The 16,192-nt window shown below is 70.6% G+C and carries 16 protein-coding genes; 5 read left to right on the forward strand and 11 right to left on the reverse strand.

Going from position 1 to position 16,192, the window contains the following annotated elements:
* Window positions 1-121 precede the first annotated feature (121 nt).
* From RAN53_RS08680 to RAN53_RS08690, 3 genes are all read left to right on the forward strand, one after another.
* On the forward strand, window positions 122-883 hold the full coding sequence (locus RAN53_RS08680) for a TSUP family transporter (RefSeq protein ID WP_305796418.1): 762 nt from the start codon (window positions 122-124) through the stop codon (window positions 881-883).
* Window positions 884-1,000: 117 nt separating this feature from the next.
* Window positions 1,001-2,437 (forward strand): D-alanyl-D-alanine carboxypeptidase, encoded by a 1,437-nt coding sequence (locus tag RAN53_RS08685; RefSeq protein WP_305796419.1) that lies wholly within the window; start codon window positions 1,001-1,003, stop codon window positions 2,435-2,437.
* A gap of 113 nt (window positions 2,438-2,550) precedes the next feature.
* Window positions 2,551-3,426 (forward strand): DMT family transporter, encoded by an 876-nt coding sequence (locus RAN53_RS08690; RefSeq protein WP_305796420.1) that lies wholly within the window; start codon window positions 2,551-2,553, stop codon window positions 3,424-3,426.
* A 33-nt stretch (window positions 3,427-3,459) separates the two neighbouring features.
* Here RAN53_RS08690 and thiE read toward each other — a convergent pair whose 3' ends face one another.
* The 3 genes from thiE to RAN53_RS08705 all read right to left on the reverse strand — a co-directional run bounded on the left by thiE (window position 3,460) and on the right by RAN53_RS08705 (window position 5,278).
* Window positions 3,460-4,077 carry a thiamine phosphate synthase gene (thiE, locus tag RAN53_RS08695; protein ID WP_305796421.1) on the reverse strand — a complete coding sequence of 206 codons (618 nt, stop codon included), beginning with the start codon at window positions 4,075-4,077 and terminating at the stop codon, window positions 3,460-3,462.
* Entirely contained in the window at window positions 4,067-4,888 is an 822-nt protein-coding gene (gene thiM, locus RAN53_RS08700; protein ID WP_305796422.1) for a hydroxyethylthiazole kinase, read from the reverse strand. The genes thiE and thiM overlap by 11 nt, the downstream gene beginning before the upstream one ends.
* A gap of 129 nt (window positions 4,889-5,017) precedes the next feature.
* Window positions 5,018-5,278 carry a hypothetical protein gene (locus RAN53_RS08705; protein ID WP_305796423.1) on the reverse strand — a complete coding sequence of 87 codons (261 nt, stop codon included), beginning with the start codon at window positions 5,276-5,278 and terminating at the stop codon, window positions 5,018-5,020.
* 205 nt (window positions 5,279-5,483) lie between these two features.
* Between RAN53_RS08705 and RAN53_RS08710 the strand changes: the two genes are divergently transcribed.
* Together RAN53_RS08710 and RAN53_RS08715 are read left to right on the forward strand one after the other, a co-directional pair.
* Window positions 5,484-7,325 carry a DUF3413 domain-containing protein gene (locus RAN53_RS08710; protein WP_305796424.1) on the forward strand — a complete coding sequence of 614 codons (1,842 nt, stop codon included), beginning with the start codon at window positions 5,484-5,486 and terminating at the stop codon, window positions 7,323-7,325.
* A 119-nt stretch (window positions 7,326-7,444) separates the two neighbouring features.
* A complete protein-coding gene (locus RAN53_RS08715; protein ID WP_305796425.1) occupies window positions 7,445-7,963 on the forward strand; it encodes a cytochrome b in 519 nt (172 codons plus the stop codon).
* An 8-nt stretch (window positions 7,964-7,971) separates the two neighbouring features.
* On the opposite strand, the gene RAN53_RS08720 is transcribed toward RAN53_RS08715, so the two are convergent.
* From RAN53_RS08720 to RAN53_RS08755, 8 genes are all read right to left on the reverse strand, one after another.
* Window positions 7,972-9,663 carry a phosphoethanolamine transferase gene (locus RAN53_RS08720; RefSeq protein ID WP_305796426.1) on the reverse strand — a complete coding sequence of 564 codons (1,692 nt, stop codon included), beginning with the start codon at window positions 9,661-9,663 and terminating at the stop codon, window positions 7,972-7,974.
* 83 nt (window positions 9,664-9,746) lie between these two features.
* Window positions 9,747-11,132, reverse strand: a complete 1,386-nt coding sequence (locus RAN53_RS08725) for an ATP-binding protein (RefSeq protein WP_305796427.1) — start codon at window positions 11,130-11,132, stop codon at window positions 9,747-9,749.
* Entirely contained in the window at window positions 11,129-11,809 is a 681-nt protein-coding gene (locus RAN53_RS08730) for a response regulator transcription factor (protein WP_305796428.1), read from the reverse strand. The genes RAN53_RS08725 and RAN53_RS08730 overlap by 4 nt, the downstream gene beginning before the upstream one ends.
* A 6-nt stretch (window positions 11,810-11,815) precedes the next feature.
* Complete coding sequence (locus RAN53_RS08735) at window positions 11,816-12,502, reverse strand: hypothetical protein (protein WP_305796429.1); 687 nt, start codon at window positions 12,500-12,502, stop codon at window positions 11,816-11,818.
* On the reverse strand, window positions 12,499-13,347 hold the full coding sequence (locus tag RAN53_RS08740; protein ID WP_305796430.1) for an SDR family oxidoreductase: 849 nt from the start codon (window positions 13,345-13,347) through the stop codon (window positions 12,499-12,501). Before RAN53_RS08740 ends, RAN53_RS08735 begins: the two co-directional genes overlap by 4 nt.
* Window positions 13,334-14,026, reverse strand: a complete 693-nt coding sequence (locus tag RAN53_RS08745) for a TenA family transcriptional regulator (RefSeq protein WP_305796431.1) — start codon at window positions 14,024-14,026, stop codon at window positions 13,334-13,336. The genes RAN53_RS08740 and RAN53_RS08745 overlap by 14 nt, the downstream gene beginning before the upstream one ends.
* Window positions 14,023-15,480 carry an AMP-binding protein gene (locus tag RAN53_RS08750; protein WP_305796432.1) on the reverse strand — a complete coding sequence of 486 codons (1,458 nt, stop codon included), beginning with the start codon at window positions 15,478-15,480 and terminating at the stop codon, window positions 14,023-14,025. The genes RAN53_RS08745 and RAN53_RS08750 overlap by 4 nt, the downstream gene beginning before the upstream one ends.
* Window positions 15,464-16,126, reverse strand: coding sequence for a thermostable hemolysin (locus RAN53_RS08755; protein ID WP_305796433.1), 663 nt, complete (start codon window positions 16,124-16,126; stop codon window positions 15,464-15,466). The genes RAN53_RS08750 and RAN53_RS08755 overlap by 17 nt, the downstream gene beginning before the upstream one ends.
* Window positions 16,127-16,192 lie beyond the last annotated feature (66 nt).

The raw sequence follows: 16,192 nt of genomic DNA on the forward strand, positions 1-16,192 counted from the left end.
GTCATTCATGGGGCCGGCCTGGACTGGCCCTGTCACCAGGAGGCTCGGGGAGATTTCTCGCTGGCCTCTCGCTACCCTATGGCGTCATTCCCTTCGCCATTCACCCCCGCCGGGAGCCCCGATGACCCTGCTCGACCTCCTCTCGCCGCTCTCCGCCGGCATCAACCTGCTGCTGATCCTGATCTCGGTGTTCACCTCGGCCTTCACCGCGGCAGTGGGGGTCGGGGGCGGGCTGCTGATGATCATGGCGCTGGCCCAGGTGATGCCCGCGGCGGCGCTGATCCCGGTGCACGGCATGGTGCAGACCGGCTCCAACGTGGGGCGTGTGGCGCTCACCTGGCGTCATGTGGACCGCCGGGTGATCGCCGCCTTCCTGCCCGGGGTGGTGCTGGGTGCCCTGGCCGCGGCCTGGCTGCTGGTGCGCCTGCCTGCCGGGCTGCTGGAGCTCTCTATCGCCGCCTTCGTGCTCTACAGCTGCTGGGGGCCGGGACTGCCCAAGCGTGCCCTGGGGCGCGTCGGGGTACTGCTGGCCGGCGCCCTGACCACCCTGCTCTCCAGCCTGGTGGGCGCCAGCGGGCCCATGGTGGCGGCCTTCATCAAGCAGGGGCAGAGCGACCGGCTGGCCAAGGTGGCTACCTTCTCGGCCTGCATGAGCGCCCAGCACCTGACCAAGGCCTTCGTGTTCGGCGTGGCCGGTTTCGTGTTCCGCGACTGGCTGGGGCTGATGCTGGCCATGGTCGCCTCGGGGTTCCTCGGCACCTGGTTGGGCCTGCGCCTGCTCAGGCGGCTCTCCGAGCACCGCTTCGATACGCTGTTCAAGTGGACCCTGACCCTGCTGGCGTTGCGGCTGGTCTGGTTGGGGGGATCCCGGCTGGCGGGCTAAGGAGTGAGGAAGTCGAGCTTTTTTGCCGAATCGCGCTGTACAGCGGCGGCATGCCGGCCATAATGGGGTCAGAAGCCTCAAAAGAAGCGTTATCGGGACATTCGAGGGAGCAAGAGTATGGTGACCGCGAACATGGCCATGGGCCGCTCACGGCTGTTGGCGTTCGGGCTGTTGGTGAGCCTGGCGATGCTGCTGGCCGGGGTGGCGCAGGCCAATCCCCGTTATGCTGCCATCGTCGTCGACGTGGAGAGTGGCGAGATCCTCCATGCCGCCAACGCCGAGGAGACGCGCTATCCGGCGTCGTTGACCAAGATGATGACCCTCTACCTGCTGTTCGAGGCCCTCGAGGGGCGTAGCCTGAGCCTCGGTCACGCACTGCCGGTCTCCTCCTATGCCGCTTCCAAGCCGGCCTCCAAGCTCTATGTGAAGGCCGGCTCGACGATTCCGGTGGAGACCGCCATCCAGGCGCTGGTGATCAAGTCGGCCAACGATGTGGCCGTGGTGGTGGCCGAGGCCCTGGGCGGCAGCGAGACTCACTTCGCGCGCATGATGACCGAGAAGGCCCATGAGCTGGGCATGACGCGCACCACCTTCCGCAATGCCAACGGCCTGCCCGATGCCGGCCAGACCACCACCGCCCGGGACATGGCCACCCTCTCGCTGCGGCTGATGCAGGACTTCCCGCAGTACTATCACTACTTCTCGCGTACCAGCTTCAACTGGAAGGGCAAGACCATCACCGGGCATAACCGCCTGCTCGATAACTACGCCGGCGCCGATGGCCTGAAGACCGGTTTCATTCGCGCCTCGGGCTTCAACGTGGCGACCTCGGCGGTGCGCAATGGCCGCCGGCTGGTATCGGTGGTGATGGGTGGCTTCACCGCGGCCTCCCGCGATGCCCATATGTCGGACCTGCTGGACCGCGGCTTCGTGCGTGCCTCGCTGTATGGGCGCGGCGACTGGGTGGCCCAGGCCGACTTCTCCGGCGAGCGCATGAACCTGCCCCAGGCCACGCCCGCTGCGGCTCCCGCCTCGCGCCCCGTGGTGCCGGCATCCCGGCCGGCGGTGCAGGTGGCCAGTCGCCAGGCACCCGAACCGGCCTCTCGGGTCGTGGAGCGTCTGGAGCCCGCGCCGCCGGCGGCGCCGCAGCTGGCCAGCCTGGAGGTCCCCGAGCCGCTGCCCCGCGCGACCTCATCGCTGCCCGAGACCGCCCAGGGCTCGGCCAATGACCCGATCCGCGAGCTGATCTCCCAGGCCGACGAGCCGGTCAGCCGCACCCGCCAGCGTCTCGAGCCGCTGGGCCGCAGCGGCGGCTGGGGCGTTCAGGTGGGTGCCTTCAGCAATGTTGATAATGCTCGTCATCTGGCCGGCCAGGCCGCCGACCGCCTGGCCAGCGACCTGACCAATGCCCGGGTGGATATCCACGAGGCGCCCGGTCCGCGGCCGCTGTTCCGTGCCCGCCTGGTCAACCTCGACGAGAACCAGGCCTACCGCGCCTGTCGCAGCCTGGCCCGCGACGGCATCGACTGCATGGTGGTCAACGCCAGCCTCTAGGTCTTGCCGTTCGTCTGCGAAGCTTCTAGCCTGATCGCTCGTACACCACCCCGTCGGCCAGCGGCCGGCGGGGTGGTGCTTTTGTTGCTCTGAATCCTGGCAAGGGAGTCGCGATGTCGGCGTCGTTCAAGGGGATCGGCTTCATGTGCCTGGGCGTGTTCTGTCTGGCCACCGGCGACGCCATCTCCAAGTGGCTGGGCGAGGTGCACTCGCCGCTGCAGATCATCTTCTTCCGCACCCTGGTCTCGCTGCCGCTGATCGCGCTGCTGGCCCATTTCGGCGGCGGCCTGCGCAAGCTGCGCACACGGCGCCCCGGTATTCATCTGCTGCGCGGGCTGATCTATACGGGCACCATGGGCTGCTTCGTGCTGGGCCTGACCCTGTTGCCCCTGGCCGAGGCGACGGCAATCGCCTTCGTGGCGCCACTGTTCATCACCCTGCTCTCGGTGCCGCTGTTGGGCGAGCGCATCGAGGGGCCGGTGCTGATCGCCTCGCTGGTGGGCTTCGCCGGCGTGCTGGTCGTGGTGCGCCCGGGCGGCGATGCCTTCCACCCGGGCTCGCTGGTGCTGGTGGGGGCGGCGCTCTTCTATGCGCTGATGCTGGTCACCGCGCGGCGCTGGGGCGGCAGCGAGCACCTCTGGGCCATGGTCTTCCATATGACCCTGGTGCCCTTCGTGATCACCGGGCTGCTGCTGCCCTGGGTGTGGCAGTCGCCCCAGCCCTGGCACTGGCTGGGGTTCTTCGGCGCAGGGGTGTTCGGGATGGGGGCCATGGCCTTCATTACCCTGGCCTTCCGCTACGCCCCGGCGGCCATCGCCGCCCCCTTCGACTACACCGCCATGCTCTGGGCGGTGCTGCTGGGCTGGTGGTTCTGGGGCGAGATGCCGGATCTCTGGGTCTTTGCCGGCAGCACCCTGATCATCGGCAGCGGCCTGGCCATCGCCTACCGCGAGGGGCGTACCTCGCTCAAGCGTCGACCCACCGCCTGATCCCCAGCGTCCTGTCCCTGTCCCGGGATGAGCTCAGCCCCGGGAGAAGAAGGCCCGCGCCGCGGCCTCGGGGTCCGGCATGCCGCAGATCGCCGAGATCACCGCCAGTCCCTGCGCGCCGGCCTGGCGCGTCGCCTCGCGGTGCTCGACCTTGAGTCCGCCGATGGCCACGCTGGGCAGGGGGCTCGCCGCCACCAGGGTGGCCAGTCCCGCGAAGCCCAGCGGCGCGGCGTGATCGTGCTTGCTGGGGGTGGCGAACACCGGGCCGAGCCCCAGGTAGTCGAGGCGCTCGGCGTCGATGCGTGCCAGCTGCGCCAGGGTCTGCACCGAGAGGCCCAGTATCGCCTGCTCGCCCAGCGCCGCCCGCGCCTCGGCCACCTCGCCATCGTCCTGGCCGATATGCAGGCCATCGGCGCCGCTCTCCACCGCCACCGCCAGACGGTCGTTGATGATCAGCGGCACGCCGCTGCCGGCCAGCGCCGCCTTGAGCCGACGCGCCTGGTCGATCATCTCGCCGTCGGTGGCGTGCTTGTCGCGCAGCTGTATCACCGTGGCGCCGCCGCGTACCGCGGCCACCGCGGTCTCCACCAGGCCGTGGCCAGCACACAGGGCGGGGTCGGTGACGAGATAGAGGGAGAGGTCAAGGCGCATCGGTCACCTCCAGGGGCGGCAGGGCGGAGAGTTGCTCGCCATCGAGGGCGTAGAGGGCATCGAGGAAGGCCACGGCGAAGCTGCCGGGGCCGGTGGCGACCTCGCCGGCGCGGCGTCCCGCCTCGCCGTAGCAGGCGAGCGCCGCGACCGTGGCGGCGAAGGGGTCCTTTGCGCCCACCAGGAAGGCGGCGACCACGCCGGTGAGCGCGCAGCCCAGGGTGGTGACCCGGGGCATCAGCGCATGGCCGCCCGGGATGCGGGCGAGGCGCCGGCCGTCGGTGACGAGGTCGACCTCGCCGGTCACCGCCACCACGGCATCAATACGGCGCGCCAGGGCCACGGCGGCCTGCTCGGCGGCTTCGGTGGGATCGCTGCTGTCCACGCCGCGCCCACCGCTGCCCTGATGCTCCAGGGCCAGGATCTCAGAGGCGTTGCCGCGGATCACCGTGGGCCGTCGCTCCAGCAGGCGCCTGCCCGCCGCGCGGCGATAGGTGGTGGCGCCCACCGCCACCGGGTCGAGCACCCAGGGCTTGCCCGCCAGGAGGGCGGCCTCGGCGGCCTCCTCCATGGCCGCGACCCAGTGGGGGGAGAGGGTGCCGATGTTCACCGTCAGGGCATCGGCGAGGGCGGCGAACTCGGCGGCCTCCTCGCGGGCGTGCACCATGGCCGGCGAGGCGCCCAGGGCGAGCAGCACGTTGGCCATGGGGTTCATGGCCACCAGGTTGGTGATGTTGTGAATCAGCGGCGCGCGCTGGCGCAGGCGAGTCAGGTGGGCGGCGGGGTCGATCGGGGCGCGGCTGGCGGTGGTCATCGTTCCTCCCGGGCGCGGGAGGTGCAGGCGAAGGTGCGGGCCGCACGACTCCCTGCGCCGGCATGATCCGGGTCAGGTTCCAAGGGTGCGCACACTATCCACCCCCGCAGGCGGGCTGTAAAGCTCGGCTCAAGCCATCAGATGGAAGCCCGCCAGGGTGATCAGGCTGGCCAGCACCAGGCTGTTGATGGTGTCGCTGGCGTCCTCGTCCTGCCAGCGTTCGGGGGCGAGCAGGGCGAGCGCCATGGTGCCCAGGGCGGCGAGCCCCAGTGGCAGCTCGATGGGCTCCCAGCCAGTGGCCAGCACGCCCAGCGCCAGCAGCGCCAGGCCGGCGAGCAGCAGCGGCAGGATGGCGCGGTTCTCGGCGACGCGGGTGTCATCGACTGTCATCATCGGGCTCTGGATCATGGTGTTGCCTCGGGTTGCGGCGGTATCGGCATGCCTCCTGACTGTGGCGCCCTTTCCTTAAGGATTGCTTAAGGTGGCATGACCAGAGTGTGACAGCGTCGCCTCCGGCGCCTTTCTACCCTCTCTACCCACCGACGGGTCGCTCGCCGAAATGGTGTGCCGGCCCATTCAGGATCGTGACCTTCGCATGCTCGCAACCCTTCTCAATCGCTGGCGCTGGCTGGGCGCCTGGACCCTGGCCAACCTGCTGCTCGCCTGGCTGATCAGTCTGCGCTACCTCCCCCATATCGACCCCGAGGGCGTCGAGCAGTGGGGCTTCCTGCTGCTGGTGTTCCTCGGCCATATCGCGCTGCTGGTGTGGCTGGGGGCCTTGCCACTGCTGCTGCTGGCCCCGCTGCTTCGCGCGCCCTGGCTGTGGCTGGTCACCACCCTGTGGGCCGGCCTGCTGCAGCTGGTGCTGCTGCTCGACACCTTCGTCTACGCCCAGTACCGCTTCCACCTGAGCGGCTTCATCCTCGACCTGCTGGTCAACGCCGGCGGTGATGTCTTCAGCTTCTCCTGGCTGGCCTGGAGCCTGGCCATCGGCGGGATGCTGGCCATGCTGGTTCTGCAGGGTGCCCTGGGGCTGTGGCTCCGGCGGCGCCCGCCGTCGCGGCCGGTATTGCCGGTGCTGACCATCGGCCTGCTGGCCCTGCTCGGGGTACACGGCTGGCATGCCTGGGCCGACGCCCACTACGACCGCGACATCACCGGCATGACCCGCCATGTGCCACTGTTCTATCCCGCTACCGCCAAGCGCCTGTTCGTCAAGCGGGGCTGGGTCGACCCGCAGGCGGTGCGCGACCGGGTGGAGCTGGAGGCGGCTCAGGGCAAGGCCCATGACCTGGCCTATCCCTCGGCGCCGCTGAGCTGCTCGCCGTCGGCCGCGCCCCACAACCTGCTGCTGGTAGTGCTGGACAGCGTACGCCACGACCTGCTGACCCCCGAGGTGATGCCGAACCTGCACCGCTATGCCGGTCGTCCCGGCTGGTACCGGGCCGCCGAGCACTTCAGCGGGGGCAACTCCACCAAGGCAGGGGTGTTCAGCCTCTTCTATGGCCTGCCGGTCACCTACTGGGATGCCTTCACTGGCGGCCAGACGCCGCCGGTGCTGATGGAGAAGCTCGAGGCCGCCGACTATCGCTTCCAGGTGCTCTCCTCGGCGACCCTGGTGAGCCCCGCCTTCGACCGCAACGTCTTCGCCGGCCTGGAGGGCGTCTCGCTGACGCCGGCCCGGGGCGAGCCCTGGGAGCGTGACCGCCAGATCACCGACGACTGGCTGGCCTGGATGGAGGCCTCGGCGGAGGCGCCCGATGCCACACCGTTCTTCGGCTTCCTCTTCTACGACGCCGTGCATGGCTACAGCAGTCCGCCCGACTTCCCGCACTTCACTCCCTACTGGGAGCAGATCAACCATATGGCGCTGGGGCCCGGTTTCGACCCCGAGCCCTACCGGAACCGCTACCGCACCGCGGCACGCTATGTTGACCAGCAGCTGGGGCGGGTGCTCGACGACCTCGAGCGGCGCGGCGGGCTCGACGATACCGCCGTGGTGATCACCTCCGACCATGGGGAGTCGTTCAACGAGCACGGCCGGAACTACTGGGGCCACGGCAGCAACTACACCCCGGAGCAGGTCCAGGTGCCGCTGGTGATGCACCTGCCGGGGCGCCCCGGTGGCGTGCTCCAGGGGCGCACCCACCACGCCGATATCGCTCCGACGCTGCTGGAGGAACTGCTCGGCTGCGAGGCCGCCCCCGAGCGCTATACCCTGGGGCGCAGCCTGCTCGCGCCCGGGGGCCCACGTGACTGGCTGCTCTCCGGCAGCTACATGGGCTACGGCATCCTGCTGCCGGAGTACCAGATCGCCGTGCATCCCACCGGCGCCTTCGAGGCCTACGACTACCGCATGAACGAGCTCGAGGCGGTGCGCCCCTCTTCCGAGGTGGCCACGGAGGTGCTGCAGGCGCTGTCGCGCTTCTATCGGTGAGCCGGTGACGATGAGCAGGAGCGCGTGAGCATGAACGCCCCATGAACGCGGCGTTAAGGCTGGCGACAGCCGGGGTGCGGTAAAACGGTCATCGTCCATCGAACGAGGAGGATGACGACATGAGCTGGCTGGATTCCGAACAACGTTACGGCGCCGTCTCACGGGCGATTCACTGGAGCATGGCCACGCTGCTGCTCCTGATGCTGGGCACCGAGTGGCTGGCGGAGCTCGTCGGCATGAGCGAGCGCGAGGCGATGGGGCTGCACAAGAGCGTCGGGGTAGTGCTGCTGGGGCTGCTGGTGCTCCGGCTGCTGTGGCGCGGTATGAACCACGGGAGGCTCGAGGCCCATGCGCACTGGAAGTGGGCGGCCCGGCTGGGCCATCTGGCGCTCTATGGGGCGATGCTGGTGATCCCGGTGAGCGGTCTGCTCGCCGCCCTGGGCAGCGGGCACGGGGTGGAGCTCTTCGGCCTGCCGCTGATCGCCCCGGGGGCGGAGATCGAGTGGCTGGAGGAGGCCGCCGCGGAGACCCATGAGGTGCTGGCCAACCTGCTGTGGCTGCTGATTGGCGGCCATGTGGCGGCCAGCCTGGCGCACCAGTTCTGGCTGCGCGACCACACCCTGAAGCGCATGGCCTGAATATTCTGCTACTTCTGCGTGATCAGCGCCCCGGAGGCTTGTGCCTGCGGGGCGCGGCAGTTTGCCGTCAGGTCCAGGGCGTCCTTGCGAACCTCGCTCTCCACGCCAAGTAGCCCGAGCAGAGAGTGGAACAGGTGGGCATGGCTCAGTGAGGCGTCACGCTGGGCAGTGAGGCAGTCGCTCGTCAGTCGTTGGCTGCCCAGGAAATCATCGGATGCCCACCACACCATGGGCACGCGGGTCTGCTCCCGAGGAGCGATGGCGTAGGGCAGGCCGTGCAGGTAGATCCCCTTCTCGCCCAGCGACTCCCCGTGGTCGGAGACATACAGCATGGCCGTGGCCAGGGACTGGCTCCCTTCCAGCACCCCGATGATCCCGTCCAGCACGCTGTCGGTATAGAGGATGGCGTTGTCGTAGCTGTTGACGATCGCCTCGCGGGAACACTGGGCCAGGTCCGCCGTGTCGCAGGTGGGCGTGAAGGCCCGGAAGGCGTCGGGGTAGCGCTGGAAGTAGCTGGGGCCATGATTGCCCAGCATATGCAGCACGATCAGGGTGTCGCGATCGAGCGAGGCGACCCGCCGTTTCAGCTCCTCCACCAGCACGCCGTCGAGGCATTCGTCTTCGTCGCACAGGGCCGGATAGGTCGACGGCGACGGCGAGGCTGCCTCGACGCCATCGCAGATCCCCTTGCAGCCCGACTGGTTGTCGATCCACACCACGCGGTAGCCGGCGCGTTGCACCACATCCAGCAGCGACTCGTGGCTGCGGGTGAAGCGCTCGTCGTAGTCGCCTCGCCCCTGGGGGGAGAACAGGCAGGGCAGCGAGACGGCGGTGCTGGTCCCGCAGCTGGCGACATCAGGGAAGTTGACGACGTCACGCTCGGCCAGGCGCGGGGTGGTCTGCCGTGCATAGCCGGAGAGTCCCCAGTTGGCGGCGCGCACGGTTTCTCCGACCAACAGCACCAGCAGCCGGGGTGTGCCGTCGGCGCGCGGCAGGCGCCGTGCATCCTCGCCGATGGGCAGGCGCTCCTCGGGCAGCGGTGGGGGCGCCGCCATCACCTGGCCGGTGGAGACGATGGCATTGCCCGGTGTCACCAGATAGCGAAGTTCATGATGGTTGCGCATCAGCGAGGAGAGGCTCTGGAAGGAGAGCAGCAGTGCCCCGACGAGCACGACGACACTGCCCAGCCACCACACTGCGCCGGCCCCCAGGCCACGCTGCCAGCTGCGCCGGCGCAGCGGCCAGCCCCATACCAGGGACAACGGCAGCAGGCCGAACAGCAACAGGTAGAGCGCCAGGCCCGGGGTAAGCAGCTCGCCCGCCTCCCGGGTATCGGTCTGCAGCACGTTATCGATCATGTGGGTATCGAAGTAGGTGCCGTAGTGACCAGTGAAATAGCTGACCGAGGCGGCGACCAGCACCAAGGTGCTCAGCAGCGGCTTGACGGTCACGCGGCCGACCAGCGGCAGGAAGACCACCAGGTGCAATCCGGTCAGCACCACACCGTAGGCGGCCAGCAGGCCCCAGTCGCCGAGTCCCGTGGGCGGCTCGGCCTCGATTACCGCCGACCAGAAGCGTCGGTTGTAGAAGAGTGTGAAGCTCAGGCACGCCAGCAGGGTCAGGCCCTGGGGGGAGAGGGCCGGCAGCCACGCGCGGAACCGCAGGAGACTGTCTACTCGTGAGTCATTGGTGTCAGGCATTGGCTGCGTCCAGAAAGGTAACGCAGCCATGCTGACGGGCTCATCTTAACGAAGCCTTATTTCAGAGGCCCGGGCGCAAAGACTCAGGCGGCCCGCGGCAGCGTCACCACGGCGCGCAGGCCGCCGCCGGGGGCCTCTTCCAGGCGCAGGCTGCCGCCGTGGCGGGCCAGCAGGCGCTCGACGATGGAGAGCCCCAGGCCGGCGCCGGCGCCGGGGCCGGCGCGATGGAAACGCTCAGTAACGCGCTCGCGCTCCGCGGCGGGAATCCCCGGGCCCTGATCATCCACTCGCAGCGTCAGTCGGGTCGCCTCGGCGGCCAGGCTCACCGTTACCCGGCCGCCGTCCGGGGTGTAGCGCAGGGCGTTGCCGACCAGGTTCTGTACCAGGGTGGCGATGGCACCGGGTTCGATAGCCAACCGCCAGTCACTCTCCTCGTCGGCGGTGAGGTCCAGCGTCTGGCCGTGCTCGACCGCCAGCGGCGAGAGCTCGGCCAGGGCCTCGCGAACCTCGACCAGCAGGTCGCCGGCGATCCGGGCGCTCGCCTCCTGCTCCTCCTCCTCGGGCTCCAGGCGCGCCAGCGTCAGCAGCTGGGTGACCAGCCGGGTGGCGCGAGCCACGCCGCGGCGCAGCTCCTCCAGCGCCTCGCGACGGTCGGCGGGGTCCTCGGTGGCCAGGGCGTTCTGGGCGTGCAGGTCGAGCACCGCCAGGGGGGTGCGCAGCTCGTGGGCGGCGTCGGCGATGAAGCGCTTCTCGCGCACCCGCAGCCCGCGGATGCGCTCCAGCAGCCGGTTGAGGGCGCCGATGATGGTGTCCAGCTCCCGGGGCAGGGGGCGCATCACCAGCGGCTGCAGGTTGTGGGGATCACGCTGGCGGATCGCCGTGGCCAGCCGCGACAGCGGCCGCAATCCCCAGCCGGCGGCCCACCACAGCAGCAGTGCCAGCAGCGGCAGGCCGACCAGGTCCGGCAGCAGGGTGCGCAGGGCCACGGCGCGAGTCAGCTCGCCGCGTACGTCGTCGCGCTCGGCGACCATCACCCGCCGCGACGGCTCGGGCAGGTCGAGGACATAGACCCGCCAGTCGTGGCCGGCCACCCGGCTGCTGGCATAGCCGGGCGGCGCCTCGGTGAAGGGCTCGGGCGGGGCACTGGCCGAGCGCAGCAACAGCCTGTCTTCCTCCCACAGCTGGAAGGCCAGCTTGCTCTCGTAGCGATGACCGGGGAGGTCCTTGTCAGACTGCTCAGCGCGCGCCACTGCGCTCTCCAGGCTGGCCAGCAGCGCCTCGCGCTGGTCGTCCGGCAGCGGCGCCTGGATCAGGCCCTCCAGCAGGCGGGCGTTCTGGGCCAGGCTGGCGTCGTAGAGCTCCTCGATCTCGTGGGCAGCATAACGATAGCTGACCAGGCCGATGGCCAGCATGCTGACTCCGAACACCAGCAGCACAAGTCCCAGGGTTCGGCGACGAATGGAGGTCACGCCTCGGCCTCTTGCGGTGCGCGGTCCAGCACATAGCCGATGCCGCGCACGGTGCGGATCAGGCCGGGGAAGAGCTTGCGACGCAGGTGGTGGACATGCACCTCGATGGCGTTGCTCTCCACGTCTTCCTCCCACCCGTAGACCAGCCGGGTCAGGGTGTCGCGGGTGAAGACCCGCCCGGGGTGGCCCATGAACTCCTGAAGCAGGGTGAACTCGCGGCGCGAGAGCGGGATCACCTCGCCGCGATAGCACACTTCCCGGCTGGCGGGATCGAGGCGGATGCCGCGACACTCCAGCATTGGGCTGGCCTGGCCCTGGCTGCGGCGCAGCAGGGCACGCAGGCGTGCCTTGAGCTCGGCCACCTCGAAGGGCTTGACCAGGTAGTCGTCGGCGCCGGCGTCGAGGCCTTTGATGCGGTCGTCCACGGCGTCACGGGCGGTGAGGACCAGCACCGGCACCCGGTTGCCGCCGTGCCGGGCGCGCTCCAGCACGCGCATGCCATCGAGTCCGGGCAGGCCCAGGTCGAGGATAACCGCGTCGAAGGGTTCACCGCCCTGAAGGGCGGCAAGCGCCATGGTGCCATCGGCGAGGTGGTCCACGGTGTAGTGCTCGGGCTTGAGGGCCAGGCGGATGCCCGAGGCCAGGCTCGGGTCATCCTCGACCAGCAGGATGCGCATCGGGGCTCACTTCTCCAGTTGCGACAGCAGGTGGTGGATCTCCTCGCGGCGGCCGGCGTCGGCCAGCTCGCGGCCGGGCCGGGGCGGCGCCTGCAGGGCCTTCTCCAGGGCCTGGCGTGCCTCGGCGTCACGGCCCTGCTGGTGCAGATAGTCGCCCCAGAAGTAGAGGCTGTCGAGTCCGTCGGGGTCGATGGCGAGCGCCCGCTGGAGGTGCCACTCGGCCTTGTCGTCGTCGCCGAAGCCGATCGGCCAGCCCGGCACCTGGTAGTAGAGCGCCCCCAGGCTGGTGTAGGCGGAGCCGTTCAGCGCCAGCGGGTCCTGCGCCAGGGCGGTTTCCAGGTAGCCGCGGGCCTGCTTGACCAGGCCCAGCGCCCCTAGCCCGCCTTCGGCGCCGGCCTGGCTGGAGCGAACGATGCCGGTCCAGATCAGCAGCTCGGCGGAGTCGGGGTATTGGGCCAGCTGGCGTTCCGCCTCCTTGCCCAGCTCGGCCAGGGCCTTGGCCTGCTGACCTTCGGGCAGTTCATAGCGGATCTCGGCCCAGCGTGCCTGCAGCTGGGCCACCGCCGGGTCGGTGGCGCCCCCGCCGTCGTCCGCGGCCAGGGCGGTGATGGAGGAGAGGCCGCCGAGGCCGGCGACAAGCAGCGTGGCGACAAGACGAGAGATGACAGGGTGAGAGAAGCGTAGCGTGTTCATGGCGTGGTCTCGGTCTCAGTAGCATCGAGGAAGCGGCGGATGACGGGGAGCTGGCGCGCCAGGGCGCGGTCGACCACCCCCGGCAGCAGGGCGTTGAGGCGCACGAAGAGGCGTTCGGGCCTGCCCAGCTGGGCCTCCTGGCGGCCGCGCTCGACGGCGCTGAGAACCGCCTGGGCGACCCGGGCGGGGCTGTCCATGGCGTTGCCCAGGGCTGCGTTCATGGCCTCCACCTCGGGGGCGTTCATGGCGGTGCGGGTGGCCCGGGGCGAGACATGCAGCACCCGCACCCGGGTGTCGGCGAGCTCCCGGCGCAGGGCCTGGCTGAAGCCGCGCAGGGCGAACTTGGTGGCGCAGTAGCCGACCTGGCCGGGGTAACCCAGGGTGCCGAAGGTGGAGCCCAGGGTGACCACCCAGCCCTGGCGTGCCGCCATCAGCTGGGGCAGCAGGGCGCGGGTCAGCTGCAGGGTGGCGGTGAGGTTGAGGGCAATGAGCCGCTCGATCTCGGCATCGGAGCCCTCGGTGAATAGCGCCACCCGGTTCACCCCGGCGGCGTTGATCAGCATGTTGATGTCCGCCTCTCGCGCCGCGGCGACGAGCCTGGCGCGCTCCTCGGCGCGGGTCAGGTCGGCGGGCAGCGCGGTGACCCGTTCGGGGTGGCGGTCCGCGGTGGCCGCGAGGGCCTCCGCCCGGCGGCCGGTGATCAGCAGTTGCGCCCCGGCGGCGGCCAGCTCGTCCACCAGCGCCTGGCCGATGCCACCGCTGGCTCCGGTGATCAGCACCCGCTGGGCGGGCCAGCCCCCCTCCGGCAGCCGCGGATGACGGGCGAGGCGATCAGGCCAGCGCATCGCAGAGCTCCCGGGCGATATTGCCGCCGGCACAGTGCGCCTCGACGCCGCGGAACATGGCGCCGTAGAGGCGGTAGACCAGCCTGGCGGTGTCGATCACCGCCGCCAGGTCCTGCTCCTCCAGGCGGTTCACCAGCCCCTCGAAGAAGGCCAGATGGCCGATATCCAGGCTGCCGTGGGAGGTCAGGTAGCGCACCGCCTCGTCGGGGAGGTCGAGGCTCGCCTGCAGCCGTTCGGCGGCCTGGGTGGCCAGCGCCGTGCTGGTGCCCTCCAGCACCTGGACCATGCCGAAGAAGCCCACCGGGTTGCCGTGCTCGATCGCGTCGCGTACTGCGGCCACCATCAGCCGCGTGGCGGGGTCTGCCGGCCGTGCCGCGGCCGCCTCGGCGTCGCCGCCGGCGGCGCGGATGTCGTCGAGGATCCACTGCTCGTGGCCATGCTCCTCCTCGATGTATTCCACCAGGGCATCGCGCAGCCAGCCCAGCCGGTCGGGGAGGCGGGCACCGCAGGCCATCATCAGCGGCACCGTGAAGCGCACATGGTGGAAGGCCTGGCCGAGGAAGGCGAGGTACTCGTCACGACTGACCCGGCCTTCCAGGGCGCGGGTCAGCAGCGGAGTGGAGAGCAGCCAGTCACGCTCGTCGCGGGTGGCGTGCTGCAGTTGCTGGTAGGGGGTCATGGGGTCACTCCTTCGAGGGTCGAGGTGCCGCATAGCCAGTCGCCATGGGCGGAGAGGATGGCGTCGCGGCGCAGGCGGCCGTTGGCCGTCAGCTGGTGGTTATGGGGTGTGAAGGGCGCGCAGCGCCGCCAGGTGTGGACCCGGGCGTAGTCGGGCAGGGTGGCGTTGGCCTCGGCCACCGCGGCGGCAAGCCGGGCGTCGTCGACCTCGGCCGAGGCGGGCACCAGCAGGGCGCGGTTGGCGGGCAGCGCCTCGCCGTGGACCAGGGCCTGGGCGATGGCGGGGCGGGCGCAGAGCTCGCCCTCCACCCACTGGGGGTCGATATTGCGGCCGTAGGCGGTGATGAAGACGTCGCGACGGCGCCCCTCCAGCACCAGGGCATCGCCGTCCCAGTGGCCCAGGTCGCCGGTGGCGTGCCAGACCGAGGCGGGCGCCGGCTCACCGAGATAGCCCAGCATGGTGGCCCCGCGCACCCACACCTCGCCGCTGTCGTCGACGCGCACCTCGGCATGGGGCAGCGGCCGGCCGACGCCATGGGCGGGCTCGCCGGGACGGTTGAGGCAGACCACCGAGGCGCACTCCGAGAGGCCGTAGCCCTCGAACACCGGCCAGCCGCCGCGATGGGCCTGGTCCAGCAGGCTATCGGTGACCCTGGCCCCGCCCACCGCCACGAAGCGCAGGCCCTCGGGCGCATGGGGGCGAGCCTCCACCAGCGCCTGCAGCAGCTGGGGTACCAGGATCAGGCTGTGGGGACGACAGGCGTCGAGGGTCGCCAGCGCACGGTGCGCCTCGAAGCCGCTCGAGCCCCGCCAGCCCAGCGCCTCCACTCCGGGGAGGTGGACGGTGGCGCCCAGCCACAGCGGCACATAGAGGCCGCCGATGTTCTCCAGCAGGGTGGCCAGCGGCAGCATCGCCAGGTGGCGCTCGATGCCCAGGGGGGCTACTGCCTCGGCGATGCTCGCGGCCACCGTCAGCGGAGCGTCGGCATCCAGGCAGACCCCCTTGGGGCTGCCGCTGGTGCCGGAAGTGAAGGTGATGCGGGTGGTGCTCGGAGGCAGGGCCGGCGGCGCGACGAGGCATCGGGTGGCGATGGCGGGGTCCCGCGTAGCGACGAAGCCGTGGGCCTCGCCGCCGGGGCCGATCCAGGCGTCCAGCCCGGCGCTCTCCACCAGGTGGCGGCGCTGGGCGGCGCTGAAGAAGGCGGGCACCGGCACCGCGACGCGGCCGTCCCGCAGCAGCGCCAGGTCCCACAGCGCCCAGTCGATGCCGTTGTTGAGGGCCAGGGCGACCCGCTTGGCACCGGCGGCGGCCAGGCGTTGCCGGCGCGCCTCGATCTCGCCCGGCAGCTCGGCGTAGTCGACCCGCCGCTCGCCGTCCTCCAGGGCGATCCGGGGCGGTCGCTCCTCGGCGTGGCGGGCCAGCCGTGCGAGCAAGGCCTCAGGCGAGGTGCGCATGGGCTACCTCCGCCGGACGGGGCAGGCTCGAGGGCAGCAGGCCGCGTTCTCCCAGTTCACGATGGGCGCGGCGCAGGTCGCCGGCCATCACCCAGGGGCGGCGCTCGTAGTAGCGACCCCAGCTGGCCTGCTCGGCGCCGAGGCACGCCGGATCGGCGAGCATCACCGGCTCCAGGGTGAGGCCCAGGCGGCGAATGCCGTTGGCCACCTCGGGGGTGGCGGTAAACAGCAGCCAGCCGATGCCCTCGCGGCCGAGCTGGTCCACCAGGTGCAGGAAGAGCGGGCGCTGCAGGCCGGGACGGCGGCTGGCCAGGTTACCGATCTCGGCGACCTGATGGCGGGCCACGGGGCGGGCGAAGCGCTCGGCCAGCAGCCGCTCGGCGCTGACATCCAGATAGCGCTCCTGGAACAGCGGGCCGCTCGCCGCCGAGCGCACGCCGATTGCGGCCTCGGCCCGGTCGCCCTGCCACAGGCCGAAGAGGCGTGGCAGCAGGTGGTGGATGTCGGCACCATGCTCCTCGGCGAAGCGGCGGCGGACCAGGTGCTCCAGGCGGCGTCGCTGGGTCCAGTGGCGGGCCTCCTGCCAGTTCAGCGGCGTGGGCGTGGCCGCCGCCGGCAGGCAGGGCAGGCGTCTCGGTTCAGGCATCGGGTCGTCTCCATGACGTGTCACCGATACTCTGGTCCCGACAACTTAACGCAGGCTTAAGCCCTG

It is taken from the genome of Halomonas sp. SSL-5 (genome assembly GCF_030708455.1).
Lineage (GTDB): Bacteria > Pseudomonadota > Gammaproteobacteria > Pseudomonadales > Halomonadaceae > Halomonas.